The organism is Bacillus sp. NMCC4, from assembly GCF_002998555.1.
Taxonomy (GTDB): Bacteria; Bacillota; Bacilli; order Bacillales; family Bacillaceae; genus Bacillus.
In genome coordinates this window covers 195,200-220,517 of the sequence record NZ_PVRA01000001.1, presented here as the reverse complement: position 1 = coordinate 220,517, position 25,318 = coordinate 195,200, and the positions used below count along the sequence as shown (strand labels likewise).

At 42.1% G+C, this 25,318-nt stretch carries 24 protein-coding genes; 20 read left to right on the top strand and 4 right to left on the bottom strand.

What is annotated here, in order from left to right; translation table 11 throughout:
- The first annotated feature begins 18 nt into the window (after positions 1–18).
- The 18 genes from C6Y02_RS01220 (at position 19) to liaR (ending at position 19,447) form a co-directional block, all read left to right on the top strand.
- A complete protein-coding gene (locus C6Y02_RS01220) occupies positions 19–834 on the top strand; it encodes an ABC transporter ATP-binding protein (protein ID WP_060597288.1) in 816 nt (271 codons plus the stop codon).
- A 177-nt stretch (positions 835–1,011) separates the two neighbouring features.
- A complete protein-coding gene (locus C6Y02_RS01215; RefSeq protein ID WP_106030490.1) occupies positions 1,012–1,734 on the top strand; it encodes a response regulator transcription factor in 723 nt (240 codons plus the stop codon).
- Positions 1,735–1,737: 3 nt separating this feature from the next.
- Positions 1,738–3,492, top strand: a complete 1,755-nt coding sequence (locus C6Y02_RS01210; protein ID WP_106030489.1) for a HAMP domain-containing sensor histidine kinase — start codon at positions 1,738–1,740, stop codon at positions 3,490–3,492.
- A 137-nt stretch (positions 3,493–3,629) separates the two neighbouring features.
- On the top strand, positions 3,630–5,066 hold the full coding sequence (gene uxaC / locus C6Y02_RS01205; protein WP_106030488.1) for a glucuronate isomerase: 1,437 nt from the start codon (positions 3,630–3,632) through the stop codon (positions 5,064–5,066).
- A 68-nt stretch (positions 5,067–5,134) separates the two neighbouring features.
- Positions 5,135–6,145 carry a LacI family DNA-binding transcriptional regulator gene (locus C6Y02_RS01200; protein WP_034659952.1) on the top strand — a complete coding sequence of 337 codons (1,011 nt, stop codon included), beginning with the start codon at positions 5,135–5,137 and terminating at the stop codon, positions 6,143–6,145.
- 59 nt (positions 6,146–6,204) lie between these two features.
- Positions 6,205–7,662 (top strand): tagaturonate reductase, encoded by a 1,458-nt coding sequence (locus C6Y02_RS01195; RefSeq protein ID WP_106030487.1) that lies wholly within the window; start codon positions 6,205–6,207, stop codon positions 7,660–7,662.
- Positions 7,659–9,152, top strand: a complete 1,494-nt coding sequence (locus C6Y02_RS01190; RefSeq protein WP_106030486.1) for a UxaA family hydrolase — start codon at positions 7,659–7,661, stop codon at positions 9,150–9,152. The genes C6Y02_RS01195 and C6Y02_RS01190 overlap by 4 nt, the downstream gene beginning before the upstream one ends.
- A gap of 20 nt (positions 9,153–9,172) precedes the next feature.
- A complete protein-coding gene (locus C6Y02_RS01185; protein WP_106030485.1) occupies positions 9,173–10,561 on the top strand; it encodes a glycoside hydrolase family 28 protein in 1,389 nt (462 codons plus the stop codon).
- Between the two features lie 176 nt (positions 10,562–10,737).
- The gene (locus C6Y02_RS01180; protein WP_060597282.1) at positions 10,738–11,688 is read left to right on the top strand and encodes an ABC transporter substrate-binding protein; all 951 of its coding nucleotides are present in this window, start codon (positions 10,738–10,740) and stop codon (positions 11,686–11,688) included.
- Positions 11,654–12,712 (top strand): FecCD family ABC transporter permease, encoded by a 1,059-nt coding sequence (locus C6Y02_RS01175; RefSeq protein ID WP_106030484.1) that lies wholly within the window; start codon positions 11,654–11,656, stop codon positions 12,710–12,712. The genes C6Y02_RS01180 and C6Y02_RS01175 overlap by 35 nt, the downstream gene beginning before the upstream one ends.
- Positions 12,709–13,995, top strand: coding sequence for a heme ABC transporter ATP-binding protein (locus tag C6Y02_RS01170; RefSeq protein ID WP_106030483.1), 1,287 nt, complete (start codon positions 12,709–12,711; stop codon positions 13,993–13,995). The genes C6Y02_RS01175 and C6Y02_RS01170 overlap by 4 nt, the downstream gene beginning before the upstream one ends.
- Positions 13,996–14,118: 123 nt before the next feature.
- The gene (locus C6Y02_RS01165; protein WP_106030482.1) at positions 14,119–14,691 is read left to right on the top strand and encodes a cob(I)yrinic acid a,c-diamide adenosyltransferase; all 573 of its coding nucleotides are present in this window, start codon (positions 14,119–14,121) and stop codon (positions 14,689–14,691) included.
- A 216-nt stretch (positions 14,692–14,907) separates the two neighbouring features.
- A complete protein-coding gene (locus tag C6Y02_RS01160) occupies positions 14,908–15,300 on the top strand; it encodes a hypothetical protein (RefSeq protein ID WP_106030481.1) in 393 nt (130 codons plus the stop codon).
- 15 nt (positions 15,301–15,315) lie between these two features.
- The gene (gene liaH / locus C6Y02_RS01155) at positions 15,316–15,978 is read left to right on the top strand and encodes a stress responsive protein LiaH (protein ID WP_060597278.1); all 663 of its coding nucleotides are present in this window, start codon (positions 15,316–15,318) and stop codon (positions 15,976–15,978) included.
- A gap of 111 nt (positions 15,979–16,089) precedes the next feature.
- Entirely contained in the window at positions 16,090–16,959 is an 870-nt protein-coding gene (gene liaG, locus C6Y02_RS01150; RefSeq protein WP_106030480.1) for a LiaG family protein, read from the top strand.
- A 30-nt stretch (positions 16,960–16,989) separates the two neighbouring features.
- Complete coding sequence (liaF, locus tag C6Y02_RS01145) at positions 16,990–17,754, top strand: cell wall-active antibiotics response protein LiaF (protein WP_060597711.1); 765 nt, start codon at positions 16,990–16,992, stop codon at positions 17,752–17,754.
- Positions 17,751–18,815: a two-component system sensor histidine kinase LiaS gene (gene liaS / locus C6Y02_RS01140; protein WP_034659938.1), complete on the top strand. Its 1,065-nt coding sequence runs from the start codon at positions 17,751–17,753 to the stop codon at positions 18,813–18,815. The genes liaF and liaS overlap by 4 nt, the downstream gene beginning before the upstream one ends.
- Positions 18,812–19,447: a two-component system response regulator LiaR gene (gene liaR, locus C6Y02_RS01135; RefSeq protein WP_034659937.1), complete on the top strand. Its 636-nt coding sequence runs from the start codon at positions 18,812–18,814 to the stop codon at positions 19,445–19,447. The genes liaS and liaR overlap by 4 nt, the downstream gene beginning before the upstream one ends.
- 47 nt (positions 19,448–19,494) lie before the next feature.
- Here liaR and C6Y02_RS01130 read toward each other — a convergent pair whose 3' ends face one another.
- From C6Y02_RS01130 to C6Y02_RS01115, 4 genes are read right to left on the bottom strand one after another with little or no spacing between them, the layout of a single operon-like run.
- The gene (locus tag C6Y02_RS01130; protein WP_034659936.1) at positions 19,495–19,863 is read right to left on the bottom strand and encodes a hypothetical protein; all 369 of its coding nucleotides are present in this window, start codon (positions 19,861–19,863) and stop codon (positions 19,495–19,497) included.
- 40 nt (positions 19,864–19,903) lie between these two features.
- A complete protein-coding gene (locus C6Y02_RS01125; protein WP_034659935.1) occupies positions 19,904–21,022 on the bottom strand; it encodes a Ger(x)C family spore germination protein in 1,119 nt (372 codons plus the stop codon).
- Entirely contained in the window at positions 21,019–22,113 is a 1,095-nt protein-coding gene (locus C6Y02_RS01120; protein ID WP_034659933.1) for a GerAB/ArcD/ProY family transporter, read from the bottom strand. Before C6Y02_RS01120 ends, C6Y02_RS01125 begins: the two co-directional genes overlap by 4 nt.
- On the bottom strand, positions 22,100–23,530 hold the full coding sequence (locus C6Y02_RS01115; RefSeq protein WP_106030479.1) for a spore germination protein: 1,431 nt from the start codon (positions 23,528–23,530) through the stop codon (positions 22,100–22,102). Before C6Y02_RS01115 ends, C6Y02_RS01120 begins: the two co-directional genes overlap by 14 nt.
- Positions 23,531–23,643: 113 nt before the next feature.
- Between C6Y02_RS01115 and C6Y02_RS01110 the strand changes: the two genes are divergently transcribed.
- Together C6Y02_RS01110 and fumC are read left to right on the top strand one after the other, a co-directional pair.
- Positions 23,644–23,811, top strand: coding sequence for a YvzF family protein (locus tag C6Y02_RS01110; protein ID WP_003213147.1), 168 nt, complete (start codon positions 23,644–23,646; stop codon positions 23,809–23,811).
- Between the two features lie 89 nt (positions 23,812–23,900).
- Positions 23,901–25,295 (top strand): class II fumarate hydratase, encoded by a 1,395-nt coding sequence (gene fumC, locus C6Y02_RS01105; RefSeq protein WP_106030478.1) that lies wholly within the window; start codon positions 23,901–23,903, stop codon positions 25,293–25,295.
- Positions 25,296–25,318 lie beyond the last annotated feature (23 nt).

Below are 25,318 nucleotides of genomic sequence, written 5' to 3'. Positions count from 1 at the left end.
GAGGAAGGAGAAAAACATATGAAATCGCTCGAAACAGAAAAGCTTTGTATCGGTTATCAGGACCGTTTGATTGTAGATGATTTAAATATCAGTATCCCAAAAGGCAAGGTGACAACACTGATCGGGCCGAATGGATGCGGGAAATCAACGATTTTAAAAACAATGTCCCGGATCATGAAGTCCCATCAAGGCGCTGTTTACTTAAATGGCCAGGCTATTCATCAAACGCCTACAAAAGAAATTTCAAAACAAATGGCGATCTTACCGCAAACGCCCGAAGCACCAAGCGGACTGACAGTGTATGAGCTTGTGTCATATGGACGTTTCCCGCATCAAAATGGATTTGGTCGCTTATCAAATGAAGATAAACGAATCATCAGATGGGCACTTGAGGAAACGGGCATGATCGCTTTTCATGACCGGCCAATTGAAGCACTTTCCGGTGGACAGCGTCAGCGTGTATGGATTGCGATGGCACTTGCCCAGGAAACAGAACTGCTTCTATTAGATGAGCCAACGACGTATTTGGATCTTGCGCATCAGCTCGAGATTCTTCAGCTGTTAGAACGGTTAAACAGAGAGCAGGGACGAACTGTGTTGATGGTCATTCATGATTTGAATCATGCGGCACGTTTTTCTCATTACATGATTGCCCTCAATCAAGGAAAAGTCATCAAAGATGGGACGCCTCATGAGGTCATGACCAAAGAGGTGCTTGGTCAGGTATTCCACATTGATGCAGAAATTGTACTTGATCCTAGAACAAATAAGCCGATCTGTTTAACATATGACTTAATGAATCATGAAAGAAAGCTAGAAGCTGTGAATGGATAATAAAAGTAAAAGGAACTCGGTGGAATAGCCGAGTTTTTTTGCGTCTCTGAAACTTCCTAGTACTTCCATTTTCTCCAGTTGATATTTTTTCGCTTTTATGCAGAAAAAGAGGTACTTTTTTACTTTAGACAATGGTAATATACGGTTAGAGATCATAGCTAGAAAGGAAAGAGATGCGTGGAAACAGCAAAAATATTGATTGCAGATGACGAAGAAGCAATTGTAAAAATGGTTGAACGCGTATTAAAAAAAGAAGGATTCAAGCATATTTATAAAGCCTACCATGCAGATGAAGCATTAGATGTTGTCAAAAACGAGGACATCCACCTCTTACTTCTAGATGTGATGATGCCCGGTAAGTCTGGCTTTGATGTTCTTCCTGAAATAAGAAAATATACGAAAGCACCCATTTTCTATTTAACTGCAAGAACGTCTGATGTAGATAAACTGACCGGCTTTGCGCAGGGGGCAGATGATTACATTACAAAGCCATTTAATCCACTAGAGCTTGTGGCTAGAATTAAGGCTCACTTAAACCGAACATATATCTCCTTACAGGAAGAGCAAGAAGAGGCTCAAAACCAATATGAATATGCCCATTTCTCATATCATCCTCATTCAGCCGAACTGAAAGTGAGAGGAGAGATGACGGCATGCTCAGCTCAGCTTCTATCCTTGCTGAAGTACTTTTGTGATCATCCGAATGTGGTTCTTTCAAAAGATCAAATCTATGAGAAAGTATGGGGCGTCCCGTCGTATGGTGATAACAACACCGTCATGGTTCATATTCGAAAGCTGAGAGAAAAGATTGAATTAGATCCAAGTCAGCCTGAATATATTGTGACCATCCGTGGTATGGGATATAAATTTATTCCGCACCCTGTGAAGGTTCTTAATTAATTCATGAATTTACGAACAAAACTTTTCTTTCACTTTGTCGGACAGATGTTTATTGTGATTGCCATTCTGATGATCGGGAATACGTTCTCTGAGAATTTATATTTTAAAAAACACTACGAGAACATGGCCGAAACCGGTTTAACAAAAGCTGATGGAGACACACTCATGAGCTGGCTTTATTTTAACGAGGATGGAAAAATGGAAGCCGATGATCAGCTCAAGCAAGCAGTGAAAAAACGAGACGGCTGGCTGCAAGTGATTGATTCAAAAAAACATAACGTCTATAGCTATCACCGTCCTAAGACCATTCCAACATCCTATCAAAAGGATGAAATGATCAAGATCTTTGAAAAAAGACAATTTAAAGATTACAAGATGTACTTCTGGCCAATTGAGATTGATCAAAAAAGCTTTATCGTGTTATACGGGTTCAAAACGAACAGCACAAAGGTCGCCAATTATCTGAAGCAGCACGAGAAAGATTTGGCTGCACTATCTCAATATTCGGTTGAAACGAAAGAATTTTTGAAGAGAATGAATGGATCGGTGCATCTGTTCAATGATGAAGGAAAATATTTAAAAGGCATTCGAGCCAATACCAATTTGAAACATGATGTAACAGATGTTGAACTGCTCAAGTATCAATCGAAGCCTTGGGAGTTTAGAAGTGACCTGTCTTATATCAAAGTGAATAAAAACCTGTATATCATCGTTTCGGTACCAAATAAAGTATACAGCCCAGACAAACTTTACGATAAAGAGACAGACGCTTTAAATCAATATACAACCATTTTAATTGCAGGTCTTGCACTTACGGTTATTATCGTCATGACATTATGGTACTCGTATCGCTATGGTCTGCCGATCTATCACATTATCCGCTGGCTGATTTTCTTATCAAGAAATAAATTGCAGGAACCAACAAATAGAAAAGGAATTCCAATCAGTAAAAATAAAAAAGGTCGTATTAAGCGGGAATACCGATTATTTGAGGATATCCTAAAAACAATGGATCAGCTCACGCTTACATTAAAAGAGAATGAAGCAAACCGAAGAAAAATTCAAACTACAAGGGAAGAATGGATTGCAGGATTGTCTCATGATTTGAAAACACCTCTTAGTACGATTTACGGCTATGGGCTCATGCTTGAATCTGATCAATATCAATGGTCCAAGGAAGAAGTCATGGAAATGGGACAGGTGATTCGTGAGAAATCAGAATACATGTCGACCTTGATTGAGGATTTAAACCTCACGTACCGATTGAAAAATGGGGCCTTGCCTATTAATCGAAAGCCGGTCGAGCTGGGTGAATTTTTAGCCTCTATTATGGACGAGTTTTCAAGAAGCTCCTTTTCTGAGGATTTTTCATCCTCTTTTGAAGATCAAACAAACGGTGTCATGTTTGAGATCGACAAAGCCTGGTTCAGACGAGTGATTGAGAACCTGCTGGCGAATGCAGTCAAGCATAACCAAAAAGGCACTCATATTACAGCTGTTTTATCTGAAACAAATGAAGAAGTTCGGATCGAAATGAAAGACAACGGATGCGGAATGGCACAAGAAACGGTAGATCACTTATTTAACCGCTACTACAGAGGGACAAATACAAATGACCCAACGAATGGAACAGGACTTGGGCTGGCAATAGCAAAAGAGCTTGTCTTGCTGCATGACGGTGATATTCAAGTGGAAAGTGAACTAGGTGCTGGAACAACTATTGCGATTATCCTTAAAAAATCACCTTCTGTAAAATAGGCAAAAAACGATTTTCCTTTCTTAAGGAGATCGTTTTTTCCTGTTTTAGGATTGAAATCAACTTTGTAAACGATTACAATTAAATTGTTAACGTGAACAAATTATTTTTCATACGATAAGAGGGATGGGGGAATTTGATGAGAGCCTTTTTAGATGAGCAGTTTTTACTAAACAGTCCAACGGCGGAAAAGCTATACCATGAGTTTGCAAAGGACCTTCCAATTATAGATTACCATTGTCATTTAAGTCCTAAAGACATCTATGAAAATAAAACCTTCCAAAATATCACCGAAGCATGGCTTTATGGAGATCATTACAAATGGCGTGCCATGAGAACAAATGGCATCCCTGAAACGCACATTACGGGGGATGCATCAGATCATGAGAAATTTTTGGCGTGGGCGAAGACCGTACCCATGACCATTGGAAATCCACTCTATCACTGGACTCATCTAGAGCTAAGACGATATTTTGAAGTCGAAGACCTATTAAACGAAAAAAACGCATACATTATTTGGAAGAAAGTCAATGAAAAGCTGCAAGGAGAGGGATTTGGTGCGAGGGACTTCATTGTGAAATCAAACGTTGAAACCGTTGTGACAACAGATGATCCGGTCGATTCGCTTCACTATCATCAAAAACTGCGGGAAGAGGAATTCTCTGTACAAGTGCTCCCAGGGTTTCGACCTGATAAAGCACTCGATATAGCGAATGATCTGTTTGCAAAATATGTTCACGAGCTGGCAGAGGTTTCAGCTACTCCAATACAATCCTACCAAGACTTCTTAAAAGCACTCCGTGCAAGAATTGATTTCTTCCATGAACACGGCTGTTTGATCTCAGATCATGCTATAAATGAAATGACATATGAAGAAACGTCAGAAGAAGAAGTGGAGACCATCTTTCATAAAAGAATGTCTGGTCATCCATTGACGGAAGAAGAGAAGATCAAGTTTAAAACAGAGACATTCATTATGCTAGGTCAGGCATACTGTGAGCGTGGCTGGGCGATGCAGCTTCATATCAATGCGCTTAGAAACAACAATACAAAAATGTTTGAGCGGCTCGGACCAGATACGGGGTATGATGCGATGAATGATGAGGACATTGCAAAGCCGCTTTGCCGAATATTAGATCGTTTAGAACAAGAAGATGCTTTGCCAAACACCATTCTCTATTCCTTGAATCCTAGGGACAATGTGGTGATATCAACATTGGCTGGAAGCTTTCAAGACGGGAAGACACCGGGGAAGATGCAGCACGGCACAGCCTGGTGGTTTAATGATACGAAGCAAGGAATGACAGAGCAGATGATGGCTCTTTCCAGTATTGGACTGATCAGCCGTTTCATCGGGATGCTGACTGATTCACGAAGCTTTTTGTCGTATACAAGGCATGAATATTTCCGAAGACTGCTTTGTGATATCATCGGAGATTGGGTAGAAAAAGGAGAAGTCCCCTATGACCTTGAGCTGTTAGGGGGGATCGTGAAAGGAATCAGCTATGAAAATGCCAGGCAATATTTTCAATTTGACCGGGCAAAGCAGCTCCAGCATCAAAGTAAAATCACATGAGGAAAAAGGTAAGAAAATGAAAGCGGTTTTATGATAAGATGGAAAAAAATCATAAAAGGCGGAATAGCATGACAGTCACAATTAAAGACATAGCAAAATTGGCAAACGTCTCTCATACTACGGTATCAAGGGCTTTGAATAATAGTCCTTTTATTAAAGAGAAGACAAAACAAAAGATTTTGTCGATTGCAAAACAGCTGAATTATTCACCGAATGTCCATGCCAGAGGCCTTGTATCACAAAAATCGTTTACAATCGGTCTGTTTTTTACGAGTTTAACAGAAGGCACATCTTCAAGCTTCTTTGTAGATGCGTTAAAGGGCGTCAATAGCGTGATGACTGAGCATTATAATCTGTTTGTAAGGGGAATTGACGACTTTCACGATTACACAACCATTCATAAACAGCGCTACGATGGCATTTTGCTTATGAGTCAAAGCGAGCACGATGAAGCGTTTATCCATCATGTCAAGAAACAGGGCATTCCAATCATTGTGCTGAATCGCCGTGTAGAAAGTAATGAAGTGATGAATATATTAGCAGATGATAGTCAAGGAGCATATCAGGCAGCGCACTATTTCATTCAGCAAGGCCATCATCAAATCGCCATCATTGAAGGAAAAGAAGGCTTTAAATCGACTCAGGAGAGAAAAGCTGGCTTTCTCCAAGCGTTAATTGATCACCATATTCCTATGAAGAAAGAATATATGATCACAGGTGACTACCACATGAAAAGCGGCTATGAATCAATGGAATCCCTGCTGACCCTTGATCATCCGCCAACAGCGCTTTTTTGCTCTAACGATGACATGGCCATTGGTGCGATGAATGCTTTATATGCAAAAGGCAAGACATGTCCAGGTGATATCTCTATTATCGGTTTTGATGACATAGCATTCTCATCCTACACCACGCCTGCACTGACAACGGTAAAAAAGCCTATCGAAAAAATGTGTGCACTTGGAGCAGAAGCCATCCTATCAGTCATAAACGGTGAAGAGCAGGAAGAAGATCATATGGAAAAAATCTATGTCCACACAGAGCTGATGATCAGAGATTCAGTCAAAAAGGTGCAGTAATCAGCACCTTTTAAATAAAAATGTTCACGTGTGCATAAAGCGCAGAGAGGGGAATATATTTGAAACGTTTATCAAAAACCATATGCCCGGTGCCTGAGTTTCCGGAAACCATTTTGCAGATCGGTGAAGGGAATTTTATGCGAGGATTTATTAATTGGCACATCCAGAAGCTGAACGACTGCACAGATTTTAAAGGAAGAGCTGTTGTTGTTCCTCCGCGAAAAGGATCCGTTGCGGCTTTAAATGAACAAGATGGCTTATATACTTTATGTATACAGGGCTATCATGACCAGCAAGAAATGAATGAGCGCATGATCATTCAATCGATCAGCAGAGGAATCAGTACGTATACGGATTACGATGGTTTTTTATACGTAGCTGAAAACCCCGATCTCCGCTTTGTCTTCTCAAACACGACAGAGGCAGGACTTATGTTCAGAAAGGAGGATCGCTTGGAGGATCGACCGCAAGCCAGTTTTCCAGGAAAGCTGACAGCGTTCTTATATCACCGCTTTAAAGCATTTACTGGAGATGAACAAAAAGGGCTGATCATCCTTCCATGTGAACTGGTCGAACATAACGGTGACCGCTTGAAGGAATATGTGATAGACATGGCAGCTGAGTGGGACCTGCCGCCTGCGTTTATCACATGGATCAAGGAAGCCAACACGTTTTGTAATACGCTTGTGGATCGGATTGTTCCTGGGTTTTCTAAGGAAGCAGCTGAAATTGTCCAAAAGGAAGATGGGTATATCGACGAGTTGCTTGTCACGGCAGAATATTATCACCTCTTTGTTATTGAAGCACCTGCCTTCGTACAAAAAGAGCTTCCCTTTCAAAAAGCAGGATTAAATGTCCTTTTTGTAGAAGATATTGCGCCTTATCGCATGAGCAAGGTACGAATTTTAAATGGTGCACATACAGCAATGGTGCCAATCGCTTACTCATGTGGTATAGACACTGTAAAAGAAGCTGTGGATGACAAGCATGTTGGTCCGTTCATCCGGCGTATGCTGGAGGAGGAAGTACTGCCAGGGCTTGAGCTCTCTCAAGATGAGCTTCTTCTTTATACACAATCGGTTTGGGATCGTTTTTGCAATCCATTTGTGAAGCATCAATTGCTCGATATTGCGCTCAATGGTATATCCAAGTTCCGAACCCGAGTTCTTCCGTCATTGCTTGATTATGTTGAGCAAAAGAAACAGCTGCCAATGAAACTCGTGTTTTCACTCAGCAGTCTCATTTATTTTTACAGAGCATATGCAGAAAGGATAAAGGATGATGAGACTGTAATGGCATTTATGAAGGAAGCCTGGGAAGGGGAGAACCAATCCAATGAAGCGATCGCAGCCAGGATTCTATCATGTGAGCCATTATGGGGGAAAAATTTAACGGATGTAGATGATTTGAGTCACGCTGTAGCTGATCAGCTTACCTTCATACAGGAGCAAGGGATGAGAGCGGCTGTTCAACGAATGCTGCATCATCAATATGAAAGTCAGGGGGAGAAGGCATGAAAGATTTTATTGTGATTCACCCTTCAGATAATGTCGGTATTGCATTAAAAGTACTTGAACAAGGTGAGGAGCTGCATCATCAAGATCACTCTGTTGTCTTAAAAGAGAACGTTCCCAAAGGTCATAAGTTTGCTTTGGCTGATATCAAGCAAAGAGAGAATATCATGAAATATGGCTACCCCATTGGGCATGCAACGACTACCATTTCTGCTGGAGAATGGGTGCATACGCATAATATCAAAACCAATCTATCAGGAAAGCTCGATTACGAATACGAGCCTTCATTCACAGACAACCCCTATGAAAAAACGAATCTTACATTTAAAGGATATAAACGAAAAAATGGGGAAAGCGGGATTCGCAATGAGCTTTGGATTGTCCCAACCGTTGGATGCGTGAATGGCATTGCCGATCAAATCATCCAAATATTCACCGCTGAAATGGGCGGAAACATCCATCCGTTTGAAACAGCTCTCGTATTAAAGCACAATTATGGATGCTCCCAGCTTGGGGACGATCATGAAAATACAAAAACCATTTTACAAAATGCCGTGAAGCATCCTAACGCTGGAGGGGTGCTCGTCCTTGGACTTGGTTGTGAAAATAATGATATTGAAGATTTTCAGTCCACATTAGGTGAATATGACCGTGAGAGAGTGAAATTTTTAAGAAGCCAAGAAGTAGGAGATGAGATTGAGACGGGAGTCGCTTTACTCAAGGAAATTTATGATGCGGCGAAAGAAGATCACCGTGAAGAGATCCCGTTATCTGAGCTGAAAATCGGCTTGAAGTGCGGAGGATCAGATGGATTCTCCGGCATTACCGCAAATCCGCTTTTAGGAAGGCTGTCCGATTTTATTGTTGCTCAAGGCGGCACGACAGTGTTAACAGAAGTGCCCGAAATGTTTGGAGCTGAAACGATTTTAATGGAGAGAGCGGAATCAGAAGCGACTTTCGACAATATTGTGCAAATGATCAATGACTTTAAACAATACTTCATGGATCATCGACAGCCAGTATATGAAAATCCTTCCCCGGGAAATAAAGCTGGTGGAATTTCGACATTAGAGGATAAATCTCTCGGCTGTACACAAAAAGCAGGGACTTCTGACATTCAAGATGTATTGAGATACGGGGAATTGCTGAAGCGAAAGGGCCTGAATTTATTAAGTGCGCCAGGTAATGATTTGGTTGCTTCATCCGCACTTGCTGCTTCCGGCTGTCAGTTGGTCCTTTTTACAACAGGAAGAGGGACACCATTTGGTACGTTTGTCCCTACAATGAAAGTCTCGACGAATACAGCCTTATATGAAACAAAAAAGCACTGGATTGACTTTAATGCGGGAGAACTGCTTGAAGATGTACCAGAAGATGTTGTATTAGAAAAATTCATTTCAACTGTCATTGATGTGGCGAGCGGAAAGCTATTAAATCATGAAAAAAACAATTTTAGAGAGCTGGCTATTTTCAAAACAGGTGTCACACTTTAAGGCGACTGGGGGATGAGAACGTGTTTAAAATGCGGGATTTGATGTATATCACAGCAGGAACGGTACTCACAGGAATCGGACTCATGCGTTTAGCAAGGCAAGAGAAGAAAGACAAAAAAGCAAACGGAATCGATCAAGTGTTAAAGCAGATAAAAGCGCCGCTGTTCCCTGATCGTGAATTTAATGTGGTTCATTATGGTGCAGATGGGAAAGGGATAGAGCTTTCAACAGATGCTATCCAGTCTGCGATTGATGATGCGCACCGTTTGAAAGGGGGACGTGTGCTTATTCCAGAAGGGACGTTTGTGACAGGTGCTCTAGAATTGAAGAGTCATGTAGAGCTGCATTTGCATGAGAAAGCCTATGTGGCATTCAGCCAAGATCCAAAGGATTATCTGCCGATTGTACTGACAAGATATGAAGGGATTGAGCTTTATAATTATTCACCTCTCATTTATGCACACCATGCAGAAAATATCGCCATCACAGGAGCTGGAACGCTTGATGGCAGAGGGGATGAACATCATTGGTGGCCTTGGAAGTATGGCACGAATGGCCAGCCGTCTCAGGACCGGGATCGGCAGCTTCTATTTGAAATGGCTGAAAAGAGGATACCAGTAGAAGAAAGAGTGTTTGGAGAAGGCCATTATTTAAGGTCAAGCTTTATCCAGCCCTACCAATGCCAGCAAGTTCTCATTGAAGGAGTGACAGTGAAGGATTCACCGATGTGGCAAATTCATCCTGTGCTAAGTGAAAATGTCATCGTCCGTGGAGTCCATATCATCGGGCATGGACCAAATACAGATGGTGTTAATCCGGAGTCTTGCCGGAATGTGCTCATTGAAGATTGTTATTTTGATAATGGAGACGATTGTATTGCCATCAAATCTGGCAGAAACGAGGACGGGCGGAGAATAGGGGTTTCATCTGAAAACATTGTCATTCGTAGAAATGAGATGCGTGATGGACACGGCGGAGTGACGATCGGGAGTGAAATCTCTGGCGGGGTCAGGTATGTATATGCAGAGAATAATGTAATGGATAGTCCGAACCTTGACCGGGCACTGCGTATTAAAACCAACTCTGTCAGAGGCGGTACCATTGAACATATTTACTTTAAAAACAACACAGTCAAAAGCTTAAAGCATGAAGTGGTCTGTATCGACATGATGTATGAGGAAGGGGATGCGGGTCCACATCGTCCTGTTGTGCGTCATATTGAAGTAGAAGGACTGAAAAGCAGCGGCGGACGATATGGTGTGAAAATAGCCGCCTACTCACATTCCCCCGTTACACACTTCAACATGAAAAATTGTGTCATAGATCATGTGACGTATCCACTTTCTTTGGAGCATGCAGTATCTCCTTCTTTTCAGAAAGTCGTCATCAATGGGGAACAAATCAATTGATAGATGAGTGAAAAACAGTCTTTTCGGAGGCTGTTTTTCTTTTAGTAAGAACGAAAAAGACGCTTTTAGAAATCACATATACAACCTATCTGCACTGTAGTATAATATTCCCGAAATTAGAAAAGAATTGACGGAAGAGATGACGTCAAGCAGTACATAAACCAGGGGGTTCATTCATGAAAAAGTTAACGGCCATTTGGCTATCGCTATTGCTTGTGATGGGTGTTTTAGCAGGATGTGCAGGTGCTGAGACAGACCATAAAGCAAAGAGTTCACAAAATAACGAAACAGCGGCTGCGGCATTTCCTGTCTCGATTAAAGATGCAGCTGGTAAAACAGTCGAAATCAAAGAGCAGCCTAAGCGTATTGTTTCATTAATTCCAAGTAATACAGAGGTTGCCTATGCGCTTGGTCTTGGCGATAAAATGGTTGGACGATCAGATTTTGACAATTATCCAAAGGAAGTTGAAAAGGTAGAGAAGATTGGCGGACTTGAATTCAATGTCGAGAAGGTCATTTCCTTAAAGCCTGATCTAGTATTAGCTCATGCATCGCAGATGGGATCAAAAGATGGATTTAAACAGCTTGAAGATGCAGGAATTCAAGTACTGACTGTAAATGATGCCACCTCCTTTAAGGATGTGTACAAATCGATCAATTTGATCGGTGAAGCAACAGGTGTAAAAGAAGCATCAACAAAGCTTGTAGATGAGATGAAAACAAAATTGAATGACATCAAGAAACAAGCAGAGGCGATCTCCAAAGACGAACAAAAAACAGTCTTTGTCGAAGTATCAGGTGCGCCTGAAATCTATACAACAGGTACAAATACATTTATGGACGAAATGCTTTCTGTTATCCATGCGAAAAATGCTGCTGGCGATCAAACTGGCTGGGTGCAAATGACAGAAGAAGCGATTATCAAACGAAATCCTGATGTGATCGTCACAATTGATGGTTCCAGCTTAGCTGATCTGAAAAAGAGAGACGGCTGGAATGCGATCAAAGCAGTGAAGGAAAAACAAGTCTTTCAATTGAATACGGATCTCGCATCAAGACCGGGACCGCGATTGGTTGAAGGAGTCGAGGCTCTTGCGAAAAGCATCTATCCTGACACGTTCAAATAAATTCATCATCGCATACACACTAAGTGTTTTACTTCTTGTGGTGAGCATTGGAATGGGAATCTCCTTTGGAAGCTTAGGGATTCCCATTCCTTCTATTCTCCGTATATTTGTTCATGAACTATTCGGGGTGCAGATTGGCACAATAGATTCAATTGATCGCAATATTATGATGAATATCCGGCTGCCGAGAGTGATATTAGCGGCACTAGTCGGAGCAGCGCTGGCGTTATCAGGTGCAGCCTTTCAAGGTTTATTAAAAAATCCTCTCGCTGACCCATATACGCTAGGTGTATCTCAAGGGGCATCAGTTGGAGCCGTCGCGACACTATTTTTCAGCTTGCAGCTCCCTTTGCTCGGCAGTTTCACACTGCCTTTTTTCAGTATGACAACAGCGCTTGTGACCCTATGTCTCGTCCTCTTTTTTGCGCGTCTTGTTCATCGGGGGATGAGCATCTCTTCTTTAATTTTAACAGGGGTGATTTTTAGCTCTTTTTTGGGTGCGCTTATATCATTGATGATTGCTTTAACAGGTGATGATCTAAAAGAGATTATTCATTGGCTTCTCGGCAGTGTGTCCATGAGGGGCTGGCGCTATATTGCGCTTTTCCTTCCTTTCTTTCTTGTGGGGACCTTTGCATTAATGCTGATGGGACGAGATTTGAATGTCATGACGTATGGCGAGGAGAAGGCACAGCTATTAGGTGTACATGTGAAAAGGAGCAAATATATAGTGCTGCTTGCTGGCTCAATTCTGACTGGTAGTGCGGTAGCGGTGTCAGGGACGATCGGATTTGTGGGACTTGTGATTCCGCATTTTATTCGCCTCTTAGCCATCACAGACCACCGGCACCTCCTGCCTTTGTCTATGCTGAACGGCGCTTCCTTTCTCGTTTTAGCAGATGTGTTATCCCGTACGATCATTGAACCGACTGAATTACCGATTGGCATCATTACTGCGTTAATTGGTGCCCCTGTATTCGGTATCATCCTCATCCGTAAATATAGAGGAGGGACACATCTATGATTCAAGTGAAGGAAATCAGAGGTGGATATGGAGAGAAAGAGGTCATACGTGGCATCAGCCTTGAGGTAAAGCAAGGAGAATTTCTCGGTATACTTGGTCCAAATGGAAGCGGGAAGTCGACCTTGCTTAAAATGATTTCTGGGATGCTGGCACCTGAGAGTGGCGAGGTACGCCTGAGCGGTCAATTGGTTCAATCCTACCGTCCAAAGGCGTTTGCGCAAAAAATGGCTGTTCTACCGCAGAAAACGGACCAAGCCTTCTCATTTACAGTGGAAGAAACGGTTCAATTCGGTCGTTACCCATATCAAAAAGGATGGCTGCAATCTGTTACTCGAGAAGATATGCAGGTCGTAAACAAAGTAATGGAACAAACGGATGTTGCACAATTTAAGGATCAATCCATTCATGAGTTGAGCGGGGGAGAACAGCAGCGTGTGTACTTGGCACAGGCATTAGCCCAGCAGCCTGAATATTTATTGCTGGATGAACCAACCAGTTTTCTTGATTTGGCCTATCAAAAAGACTTGCTTGATTTAATTAAAGAAGAGACCACTACCTCTAGGCTAACGGTGATCGGCGTGTTTCATGATGTGAACATCGCCAGTTTATATTGTGACCGGCTGCTGCTGCTTGATGAAGGAAAGACGGAAATGATAGGACTGCCGCATCACGTCTTGACGCCTGAGCGAATCAACCGTGTGTATGAAACAGAGGTAACACCGCTCCAACACCCGCGAAGAGCAAACCCTCAGCTGATCATTGAGCCTGCGGGGGCTTCTATAGCATCAAATGCAAAGTTAGCGGATGGCTGGAAAACGTATGGCTCAGAAGGAATGACGTTTTCCCTCAAACAGCCGCTCCGCGTCCTTTCCTCACATCAGAAAAGGGGCGGCTTCTTTTGGAAAAGATCTCTCGGAACAGGAACGGAGATACTTCGTGACGAGCTGGATGATCGTGAAGGAATATTGTTTTACGACCAAACGAGTGGACCAAACCAATTTGCTGCTGAAGACACAGAAAACGACATGGTGCTTTACGGCATGCGTCATCAAGAAGAGCTGACCATTTGGCTTGTACTGAAAGAATCTTTATCAGACGGATCGTCTGTTCAGCTCATGGGGCAGCTTGTCCACATGATTAAACAGGAGACGAGCATGTCCATTCATCATCTTTGTATCGCTGCTGCGGGTATGCAAGAAACAGAAGATGATGAGCATTTACATGAAAGATTAAAACAGAAAGTGCACCGTCTTCTTTATACATTGAATGCCATTCAAAAGTGAACCAAAGGGTTCGCTTTTTTGTTTATGATGCGATGAAAATCACAGTGCTTTAGTTAAACAAATACATCCTTTGCACTTCAGGTTATACTAAAAGGACAAAGCAATAGACAAGGAGGGACACCGATGAAACTTTATACAAAAACAGGGGATCAAGGCCAAACAGGCTTGATCGGCGGGAGAGCCGATAAAGATGATGTAAGAGTCGAGGCGTACGGCACGTTAGATGAGGCGAATAGCTTCATTGGACTCGCACATGCACATTTACGTCAGCATGGAGAATTGTTTCAAGACATTTTGTCAGAGCTGATTGTGATACAGCACGAGCTCTTTGACTGCGGCGGTGATTTGGCAGCAGTCAAACCACGTAAAGAAGGCAAATTAACTGAAGCATCAGTGGCAGTCCTTGAACAAAGAATGGATGTCTATGTAGAAGAAGCCGCGCCTCTCACAAAGTTTATTTTGCCGGGCGGCCAGGAAGGCGCTGCTCTCTTACATGTGGCGCGGACAGTCGTCAGAAGAGCAGAGAGGCATATTGTGACGCTTGCGAAGCAGGAGGAGATTCCAGCGGTTACACTCACCTATGTGAACCGTCTATCCGACTATTTATTTGCAGCCGCACGAGTCGTGAATCATCGGCTCGGTGAAGCTGATGTTGAATATGAACGAAGCGCAGACGTGTTTCGGTCTACACGCTGAAAAGAAGACAAAGGGCTAAAATAAAGATCATTTTAGCCCTTTGTCAACAATCTGAAGCACTCTTCGAATGAGAAGAGTGCTTTTTTATTAGGTTCTATCGCTTAGTCTGAGCGAAGTTACGACTCTGGTCGCAATGAAAGATCAATCTGCGACACGTTTTGCCAGCTCTCTTTTTTGACTAAAGTAAAAGCAAGGAGCAAGAAAGGAGGCATGAAGATGAAAATAACAAGTAAAACCATCATCGGTTCGATTTTAATGTTTGTCGGTCTATCCATCTTCTTCGGTGGTTCACTAGGAGGGCTGATCCCGATTCTGATTGGGGCGTGGCTCATCTATGTAGGTATAAAGAAATATGAGAAAGGCAGTCAAACCTTCGGTGTCATTCTAGCGGTCATTGGTGTACTGATTGTTGTGCAATCTCTGCCATTTATCCTTGGAATCGCATTGGCTGGGGGGCTTCTCTACTTCGGCTGGACGATGATCAATGGTGAACAGGCAAAAGAATCATCAAGCAGATCATATATGGAGCCAAACACGGCACCGAAAATGGAAGAACCTATTCACACGTCATTTGATCAAGAATGGGAAGACTTTTTAAAGAAAAAATAAGAGGAGGAATATCAAATGGTATTCAGAAGAGTAAGAGATATGTTTGTTGCAACGGTCAATGAAGGCTTAGATAAATTGGAGAATCCGCGTGTCATGCTGAATCAGTACGTTCGTGATATGGAGGACGATATTGCCAAAGCGAAACATGCGATCATCAAACAGCAAACGATTCAACAAGGCTTCCTGCACAAAGCAGAAGAGACAGAAGCATTTGCTGATAAAAGAAAGAAGCAGGCTGAGCTGGCATATCATGCGGGAGAAGAGGAACTTGCACGAAAAGCGCTCACAGAAATGAAGTATTTTGAAGAAAAGCACCAGGAATATCAGGAAGCTTATCAGCACTCTGTGAAACAATTGAAAGAGCTGAAAGAGCAATTGCAGCAGTTAGAAACGAAGCTGCGTGATATTAAAGACAAGAAGCAGGCTCTGATTGCAAGAGCAAATGCTGCACAGGCAAAGCAGCATATGAACGAATCCATGAACAAAGTAGACAGTGAAAGTGCATATAAGGAATTTCTTCGAATGGAGAACCGTATCGAAGAAATGGAGACAAAAGCGGGCAGCTATGCACAATTTGCCGATCAAGGAGCATATGCTCATCTAGACTATGCGGATGAGGTTGAAAAAGAATGGCAGAAGCTCAAGCTGGAGAAGAAGCCTGAGCAGCAAGCAAACTAAGGAATCGATGTCAGATCGGAAGAAAAGCAGGATTTTTCTTCCGATATTTGATTTCTTTCTGTTTCGCTTTTCCTTATAATGAAAAGGTCAGAAGATAAAAGGATGGTACGAATGAAGCGGTTAATCGGTCTAATTTGTATACTTGTAGGTGTCTTTTTAATGATTGGGATGCTTTTCAAAAATGAAGATCTCTTTCATTTGAGTTTCTCCCGTGAAAAAGCAGTCACAACAGCTTCAGCGAAAAAAGATGAAATTGATCAATTAGATATCTCTCTTTCTGGGTTTCGCGTGAAGGTAAAGCCTGAAAATCGTTCCGATATTTCCGTGATTGTCGTTAATGGGAAAGGGAAAATGTATGCGGACCAAACAGGCAGTACATTCAACGTCCGTGCTGAAAATAAAGGATTCTTGTTTTTCTCCTCATTTGAAAAAGGAGAACTCTTAGTCAAAATTCCAACAGATTATCATAAAAATGTGAAGATTACGGGTGGAAGCGGGGTCAGCGAGATGGATGGCGAAGGGAAGCTGTCTCTTCAAGATGTGACGCTCAAATCAACAAGCGGAAACCTCAAAGCCGAGAATTTCTCAGCAAAAAATGTAGAAATCAAAGCGACATCGGGCAGACTCTCCGTGTCTCACATCGATGCGAAAAATAGTGATATTGGGGCAACCTCGGGACGTGCCGATATTAAAGATGTCAAAGGGGAGCTGCAACTAGGCATGACAAGCGGTAGATTAACGGCAAGTTTTGATACCATTGCGTCACCTGTCTCCTTTCATATGACATCAGGCAGTGCCAAATTTAATTTACCGGATGAAGGAGATTTCAATGTCCGGGTGAAAAAAACAAGTGGCAGTGTCGATCATTCCTATCAATTTGATCAAGTGGATAGTGAAGGGCGCGGATTTACAGGCACGCGGGGAAAAGGAACACACTTAGTCGATATTGAAATGACAAGTGGAAACTTAAAGCTACGGTAATGAACGGAAGAAAGGAAGGAGGCGAGTCAACTGCGTTTTTCAAGGAATCAAATTTTAGGCATCATTGTCGTGATTTTTGGGATTAATCTATTTCTCAAAATTATTGGGATCGGAGCCGATTTGTTTTGGCCTGTATTTTTTGCGCTGGCTGGCTATTGGCTGCACTCACGATCCAAACGTTGGCTCGGTTCAGTTTCCTATATTTTTGCTGGCTTTCTCTTTTTAAAATTCCTGCTCAATATTACATTTAGTCTAACAGGATATTTATTTGCGGCCTTTTTGATATATGCCGGCTATCGCTTATTGAAGAATAAACCCGTTTTTGATGTCGATAAAAAGGAAGCATCGGACGATGGAAAGCCTTCGCTGAAAGTCAATCTTGAAAAAGAGGGCGACCAAAAGAAAACAAAGAGCCAGACAAAGCCGCGCAAAGAGCATGACTTTTTTATCGGTGAAGTCAGGCTGATGAAAAAGCCGTTTCAATTAAGTGATTTGACGATTTCAGGGTTTATCGGGGATGTCAAAATCGACTTATCAAAGGCCATCATCGCAGAAGAAGAGAGCACGATCGTGATTAGCGGGCTCATCGGAGATGTGGATATTTACGTACCGCAGGATATTGAAGTATGTGTGAGTGCTTCAGCTGCAATTGGTGATATGAAAATTATTGATGAAAAAAGAAGCGGATTCGGCAGTAAAGTGTATGTGATGACCAACAATTACGATGAGAGCAAACGAAAAGTGAAAATCTCCATCTCTTTACTGATTGGAGATGTGGATGTGAGATACTTATGAGGAAACTCCATCTAGGTATCCAGTGGCAATCTATTCGTCTTGGAGTAGGGATCTCGCTTGGTGTTGTCATCATGACGATGCTGCCCATGTTTTTTTATTATCAGCTTGATCCGATGATTCTCCTCTCTACCCGCTGGTTCGGCATTCCGTTTTTTTGTATTTTACTGATCATTAGTCTTGTTATTGGGGTTTCTGCCTCGCATGTATTTGGCTATCAGCATAAGAAGCGTCTCGATCAGCTTGTAGAGTCGATTTTAAAGTTTGAAAATGGGAACTTTGCATACAGACTGCCGTCTCTTGGCGACGATGAAATTGGCTTAGCGGCAGATCAATTAAATGAAATGGCGAAACGAGTTGAAGGGCAAGTAGCTTCTTTGCAAAAGCTCTCGAATGAACGGGCTGAATGGCAGGTGCAAATGAAGAAATCCGTCGTCTCAGAAGAACGTCAGCGTCTAGCACGAGAACTGCATGATGCGGTCAGCCAGCAGTTGTTTGCGATTTCGATGATGACCTCTGCGATTCTTGAAGGCATGAAGGAAAAGGATGAAAAGATTTTAAAGCAAATGCGCCTAGTCGAACGAATGGCTGGCGATGCACAAAATGAAATGCGTGCGCTTTTGCTTCATCTAAGACCGATCACCCTTGAAGGAAAAGACTTGAAAAAAGGCTTGATTGAACTCCTAAATGAATTTCAAGCAAAGCAGCCGATTGATATTGATTGGGAAATAGAAGATGATGTTCCGCTGTCTAAAGGAGTAGAGGATCACCTCTTCCGAATTGTACAGGAAGCCCTATCAAATGTGTTCAGGCATGCAAAGGCGACAAAGGTGACGGTACGTCTGCTCATTCGAAATCGGCAGGTGCAGCTGAAGATTATCGACAATGGGATCGGTTTTCAAACAGATCATGTGAAGACAGCTTCCTACGGACTTGAATCGATTCGTGAAAGAACAAGTGAAGTAGGCGGTGTCGCAGAGATTATGTCATTTGAGGGAAAAGGAACACAAATCGATGTGAAGGTCCCCATTTTTGATGAAGGAAAAGGAGAGAACGTTCGATGATTCGAGTACTTTTAATCGACGATCACGAAATGGTGAGAATGGGGCTTGCTGCCTTTTTAGAGGCGCAGGCTGATATTGAAGTCATTGGTGAAGCGTCAGATGGACAAAAAGGTGTAGAGCTTGCGGTTGAATTAAAGCCAGATGTGATTTTAATGGATCTTGTCATGGAAGGAATGGATGGCATCGAAGCAACGAAAAGAATTTGCCAAGAAATTGAAGATGCTCGAATTATCGTTCTGACGAGCTTTATTGACGATGATAAAGTCTATCCAGTGATTGAGGCAGGTGCTTTAAGCTATTTATTAAAAACATCCAAGGCAGGAGAAATTGCGGATGCCATTCGGTCTGCAAGTATCGGCGAACCAAGACTTGAATCAAAAGTGGCTGGAAAGGTCATGAATAAACTCCGTCATTCCTCAAATGGATCGATCCTTCATGATGCATTAACAGCAAGAGAAATGGAAATCTTGAAGCTGATTGCGGATGGAAAATCGAATAAGGTCATTGCTGAGGAACTATTTATTACAATTAAAACAGTGAAGACACACATTACCAACATTCTTTCCAAACTCGATGTAGAAGACCGGACGCAAGCGGCTGTGTATGCGCATCGTCATAAGCTGATTCAATAAAATAAAAAAACAGCTTTCAAATGAAAGCTGCTAGAACATGCGTAAAATTAGTCCTTCTGTCCTGTGATCGGACGTTCGGATAGTTGATGGAGCTCAGGAACTGGAAAAGCCTCCTGCTCCTCGGCCGATTTGTCTTCTAGGGCTTTCTTCATCTCGGATAATAGCTGTACGCTCTCCTTTGCCACTGCTGCTTTTTTCTCCTGCAAACCAATGATCTGTGAAAGTCCGACGAATAAACCGCCTCCAATAAGAAGGAGCGCAGGGGTTTGTCCATAATAAATCACAATCAAAAATGTGCTCGAAAAGCTGTCGGCTTCAATGAAGAAATCTTCTTTTGATTGCATGAATACAACGACTAACAGGAGTATTCCTAGAATCAAAAATAGAATGCCGGCCGAAAGTAAAGCTCGTTTCATGATTGACACCCTTTTTTTCTTACCATTTTAACATACTCTATCAGGATTGTGTTGCGCCCTTAGTCCCGAAGTCACGGATTTTCACATTTGCTTTGTAACGAATATCTGATTCACTAAAAATCTCATCCCAATGTTTTGCTTCTTTTCGAAAGTCCTTTGGGTAGGCAATACTCGCCTTTTGATAAAACCCGCAAATATCTGCTTTGATCTCATGCTGTAATTCCTCGATGAAATCTTTAACGCTTTTCTCTAATCGACGCTTGACAGCGCCTTCGATTTCTCTGAGATACTTTTCATTAAAAGCGTTTTCGCGTTCATTCCAATCCTCAGACAATCGCCCATCAAGCTCCACTGACACATCAAATTGATATTTTCCACTGGCTGATTTATGCGTTTTGATATGGTGCTTGATTTTGAAAATCTCAAAAGAGTAGAGGCTGTGATCATATTCAAATTGTATGACTCCGCCTTCTCCGTCCCCTGTTAACAAATTATATGACTCCACTGCTGACGGAGAGATATTGGTGAGAAATCGTCTATTCTTAATAATAGAGGCACCGTCGAGTATTAATTTTCCTTGATCGACGCTGACTTTCGGAAGAGCAAAAGATACATTGTTTTGCATGGCAGAAGAAATATCTCCTAATGAGACCGTCTTGAACATGGAAATGGTCGTTTTTCTGTTTTCTGAAAGATCGTATAAGGTCGAAGAGGCTGGCTGTCCGTCGTCATTGATTTTCAGCATGTCCCCAGGTTTCTCAGAGGTCATAAAGACGAGGCTTCCTCTCCGCGTTTCATTGTCTCGAATGAATTGATTAATGACGAGGTCGAAATTATTCTCATTGATGAGCTCCTCAGAAAACAAATACACCCTTAGCTGCTGGGCGAAAATGCGGTGGCTTTTCAGCGCCGTTGTGCGGAAAATTTGATGCATAGAATCCCCGCTTGTTTCAATGATTTTCGTAGGGTCTTTGACGCTTGCTTCCTGATCAATCTTTTGAGGAACGAGGACTTGCATAGACACCTTTAATTTATGTCCTTGGTCCCCTTTATCTACTGCAAACCCAATCGCCATGTTGAGCTCCTCAATATTTGTACTATCCCAGCAACCACTTAATAGAACCAGCATCAAAAGAGCACAAGCTGCCTTCTTTTTCATGCTGTTTTCCGCCTCCTTTTGAAAAAAACGATTATAAATAAGAGAAACGGGAGAATGCCGAACAGCAGAAAAAAGAGGTTGTTCACATAGGTTAAATAATCTCGCACTGTATCGACATCCTTTGGGAAAATCGCTGCAAAGTAAATGACAATTCCCATTAGAGCGACGACTACCTTTTTAGGAAACTTGGTCAGTCTGGATACCCCGATTGCGGCAAAAAATGTATATCCGACAAAGCTTGTATACAGCTGAACCAGCCAAACGATAAGCAAAAATGATTCAATTCGTTCAATAAAAATCCCCTGAATATCAAACGATTGGAATAAGGCAATGGTCGGCCAAGTCAAAGCCGCCGTTTCTTTGACCGTCAGCGCACCTATCACAAGAATATAAGTGAAAATATAAATAATCGCAGGAATCAAAAAGCCGACTGTTCCATAAGCAAAAGTGTGTTTTTGCGTGTTCATATAAGCAGGCATAAACAGCATCATTTCAATGCCGACAAACGATATGGCTGATGCATTAAAGGAATTGAAGACAGGGGAGAACCCCTCTCCTAAAACGGGCCGGAGGTTATCTAACTTAAATTCTTGCAAGCTAAGTCCGTAAGCGACAAATAAGATGATGAGCGTCACAATCAAAATAAAAGGAAAAAGCCTGGCTAAATCACCAATCCCGCCAATCACAAGATAAAAACCAACTATAATAAAGCTGATCATTGTCACCGCTACAGGCGTGTTTTGAAGCAGAAAGAATTTCACCATTTCCGACATCGCTCGTACTTCATAGCTGGCGACGCCAAGAAAATAAATAATAATCAAGAGGTTGGCAAGAGCGCCAATCCATTTTCCAAGCCCCTCGTTCGTATAATCATAATAAGAGGAGAAGGGGACTTTTTTCATCATGAGGACATTTGCAAAAATAAACACAATGTAAATGACACTCACGAGTAAGAGTGCAATCCAGCCGTCAGGTGTAGCCGCAGCCTGAGCCATTGATCTTGGTAGAATCATCATACTTGCGCCTAGTGTTGTATTGGCAATAATGGCACTTGCCTGATAGCTGGTAATCGACTCTTTATGATTGACCATGTCGTTCTCCTTTCTTTTGATTTTTTAAAGGCAATCGAATAATGGAATTGTCTTCGTTTTTATAGCTGAATACAAAATCTGGTGAGAAATAAGGCGTGCCAAAACTTTTTTGCCGCGTGAGATGAGTAAGGAGTACAAGCATAAACAGCACAATCCCATATAAACCAAAGGTAGCCGCAGTAAACATGGACACAAAGCGGAGCACACGAAAGGACATGCCCATCCCATATTGAGGAACAGTAAAGGATGCAAGTGCAATGACACTAACGATAATCACCATGATTGAGCTGACAATATGTGCCTGAACGGCAGCCTGTCCAATGACAACCCCGCCAACAAGTCCGATCGTTTGACCGAGCGGGTTTGGCAGCCTTAAGCCAGCTTCTCGCAGCAGCTCAATGGTTATCTCCATGATGAGTGCCTCGACAATGGGTGAAAACGGGACATTTTCCCTTGTGCTCGAGATCGTAATAGCCAGAGTGGTTGGCAAAAGACCTTGATGGAACGACACAAGCGCAATATAAATGGCTGATAAAAATAACGTCAGAAAGATTGAGGTAAACCGCAGCAAACGAATAAGAGAGGCGGCGATCCATCTTTCATAATAATCATCGGGTGATTGCATAATCGTCGCAAGGGATGCAGGTACAATTAACACAAAAGGTGAATGATCGACAAAGATGGCGACCCGGCCATTATTTAAAGCAGACGCCACTTTATCCGGCCGTTCTGTGTTTTGAATTTGTGGAAAAGGAGAATACACATTGTCTTCAATCAGCTCCTCAAGAACACCAGAGTCTTGTATATCATCAATGGTGACTTGCTTGAGCCGTTTTTTGACTTCCTTTAAAACAGGCACTTGAACGATACCGTCGATGTACATGATGGTCACCTGAGTGTATTTCTGTAGACCAATCTTCATATCGACGGTTTTAAGATCGGGGTTTTTCAAGCGCTGTCTTACAAGCGCTAAATTCGTATTTAAATCTTCAATAAAGCCAATTTTTGGTCCTCTCACGACTGTTTCAGAGGTAGCATCCCCTAAACTGCGTTTCTTCGTTCCATGCGTTTCTAAAATATAAGCATGCTGAAATCCATTAATGAGCACCACGCAATGCCCTTCAAAAATCGCATCGACCAATTGTTCAGAGGTCTTCACCGAACGTGTGGTCATCATCGATAAATTGGATTCCAGCTTCTCTTTTGTGAGAGACGTATGATCTTGATCTTGGAGAAGCAGCTTCAAAAAGGTTTGAATCTCCATCTTTTCGTTCATTTCTTTTATGTATAAATAGTAAACGACTTGCCCGTGAGGCAGCGTTTTTTTCTCATGAACCAAATCGTCCATTTCCTTTAATTGCGGGAGAATGACGGAGAGATTATCGTATAAGTGCTCTTTCAATGGAGTCTGATTCAAAAGGATCACCCGCCTCAATAACTTTTTCTTAGCATTACCTGCTTGAAAAAACAATATTCTGTGTTACATTATTTTGTGGTAAAAGAAAGAATGAGGGTTTTGGAGGAAACAAGATGGCGCAAATTCGTTTAGCAGGAACAAAAGAGGAGATTGACCGTATTCTACAGTCGTTTGACAAGCATTATGAAGTGACATATACATCAAAGGATTACGGAAAAACGAACCCAAAATACAAATATTCGAAAGATGTCCGCGTTTATATTGAACTAAAATTAAAATAAAGATAAAATTTTAATTGAAAACGCTTAAAGGATTTTGGTTTTTTGTATAGAATAGAGTTGAGTGATGAGAAGCTATGGAGGGATACATAATGACGGAATTTAGAATCGAAAAAGATACAATGGGCGAAATCAAGGTGCCAAAGGACAAGTTCTGGGGTGCACAAACACAACGAAGCAAAGAAAATTTCAAAATCGGTTCTGAGAAAATGCCAAAGGAAGTTGTGAATGCGTTTGCAATTTTGAAACGTAGCACAGCGATTGCCAACGAACGTCTTGGCAACCTTGAAAGCGAAAAAGCAAAAGCAATTGCTGCTGTATGTGATGACATCATCAGCGGAAAGTATGACGAGCATTTCCCGCTTGTTGTATGGCAGACAGGCAGTGGAACACAAAGTAACATGAATATGAACGAAGTCGTTGCAAATAGAGCAACTGCTTACTTGAAAGATAAAAATAGTGAGTTCAGCATTCATCCGAATGATGACGTCAACCGCAGCCAAAGCTCAAACGACACATTCCCAACTGCTATGCACGTGGCAGCTGTTTTAGCTGTGTATAAAAAATTATTGCCGGCGATTGATCAATTAAGAGCCACTCTTGATGAGAAAGCAAAAGCGTATCAAGAGATTGTTAAAATCGGCCGTACGCACTTACAAGACGCAACACCACTGACAGTAGGTCAAGAGATTAGCGGCTGGGTGTACATGCTGGATCGTTCAAAAGAAATGATTCTAGAATCAACTGAAAAAATGAGAGAGCTTGCGATTGGCGGAACAGCTGTTGGTACAGGGATTAACGCACATCCTGAGTTCGGACAATATGTCGCTGAGGAAATCAGCCAACTGACAGGTCAAACATTCAATTCTTCACCAAACAAATTCCATGCGCTGACAAGCCATGATGAAATTACGTATGCACACGGTGCCCTAAAAGCACTTGCAGCTGATTTAATGAAAATTGCCAATGATGTGAGATGGCTGGCAAGTGGTCCGCGCTGCGGAATTGGTGAATTGATCATTCCTGAAAATGAACCAGGAAGCTCCATTATGCCAGGTAAAGTCAACCCAACTCAAAGTGAAGCTTTAACAATGATTGCAGCACAAATCATGGGGAATGATGCAACAATCGGTTTTGCCGCTAGCCAAGGAAACTTTGAGCTGAACGTATTTAAGCCGGTCATCATTTATAACTTCTTACAATCAGTTGAATTACTTGCTGACGGCATGAACTCATTCCATGACAAGTGTGCAGTTGGAATCGAACCAAACCTAGAAACAATCGAGAAAAACTTGAACAATTCATTGATGCTTGTGACGGCACTCAACCCGCACATCGGATATGAAAATGCAGCGAAAATTGCAAAGCTTGCTCACAAAGAAGGTTTAACATTAAAAGAAGCAGCACTTCAATTAGAGCTCTTAACAGAAGAGCAATTTGAAGAGTTTGTGAAACCAGAAGAAATGGTGACACCGAAAGCAAAATAAGAAACCAGGGGCAGCAGCCCCTG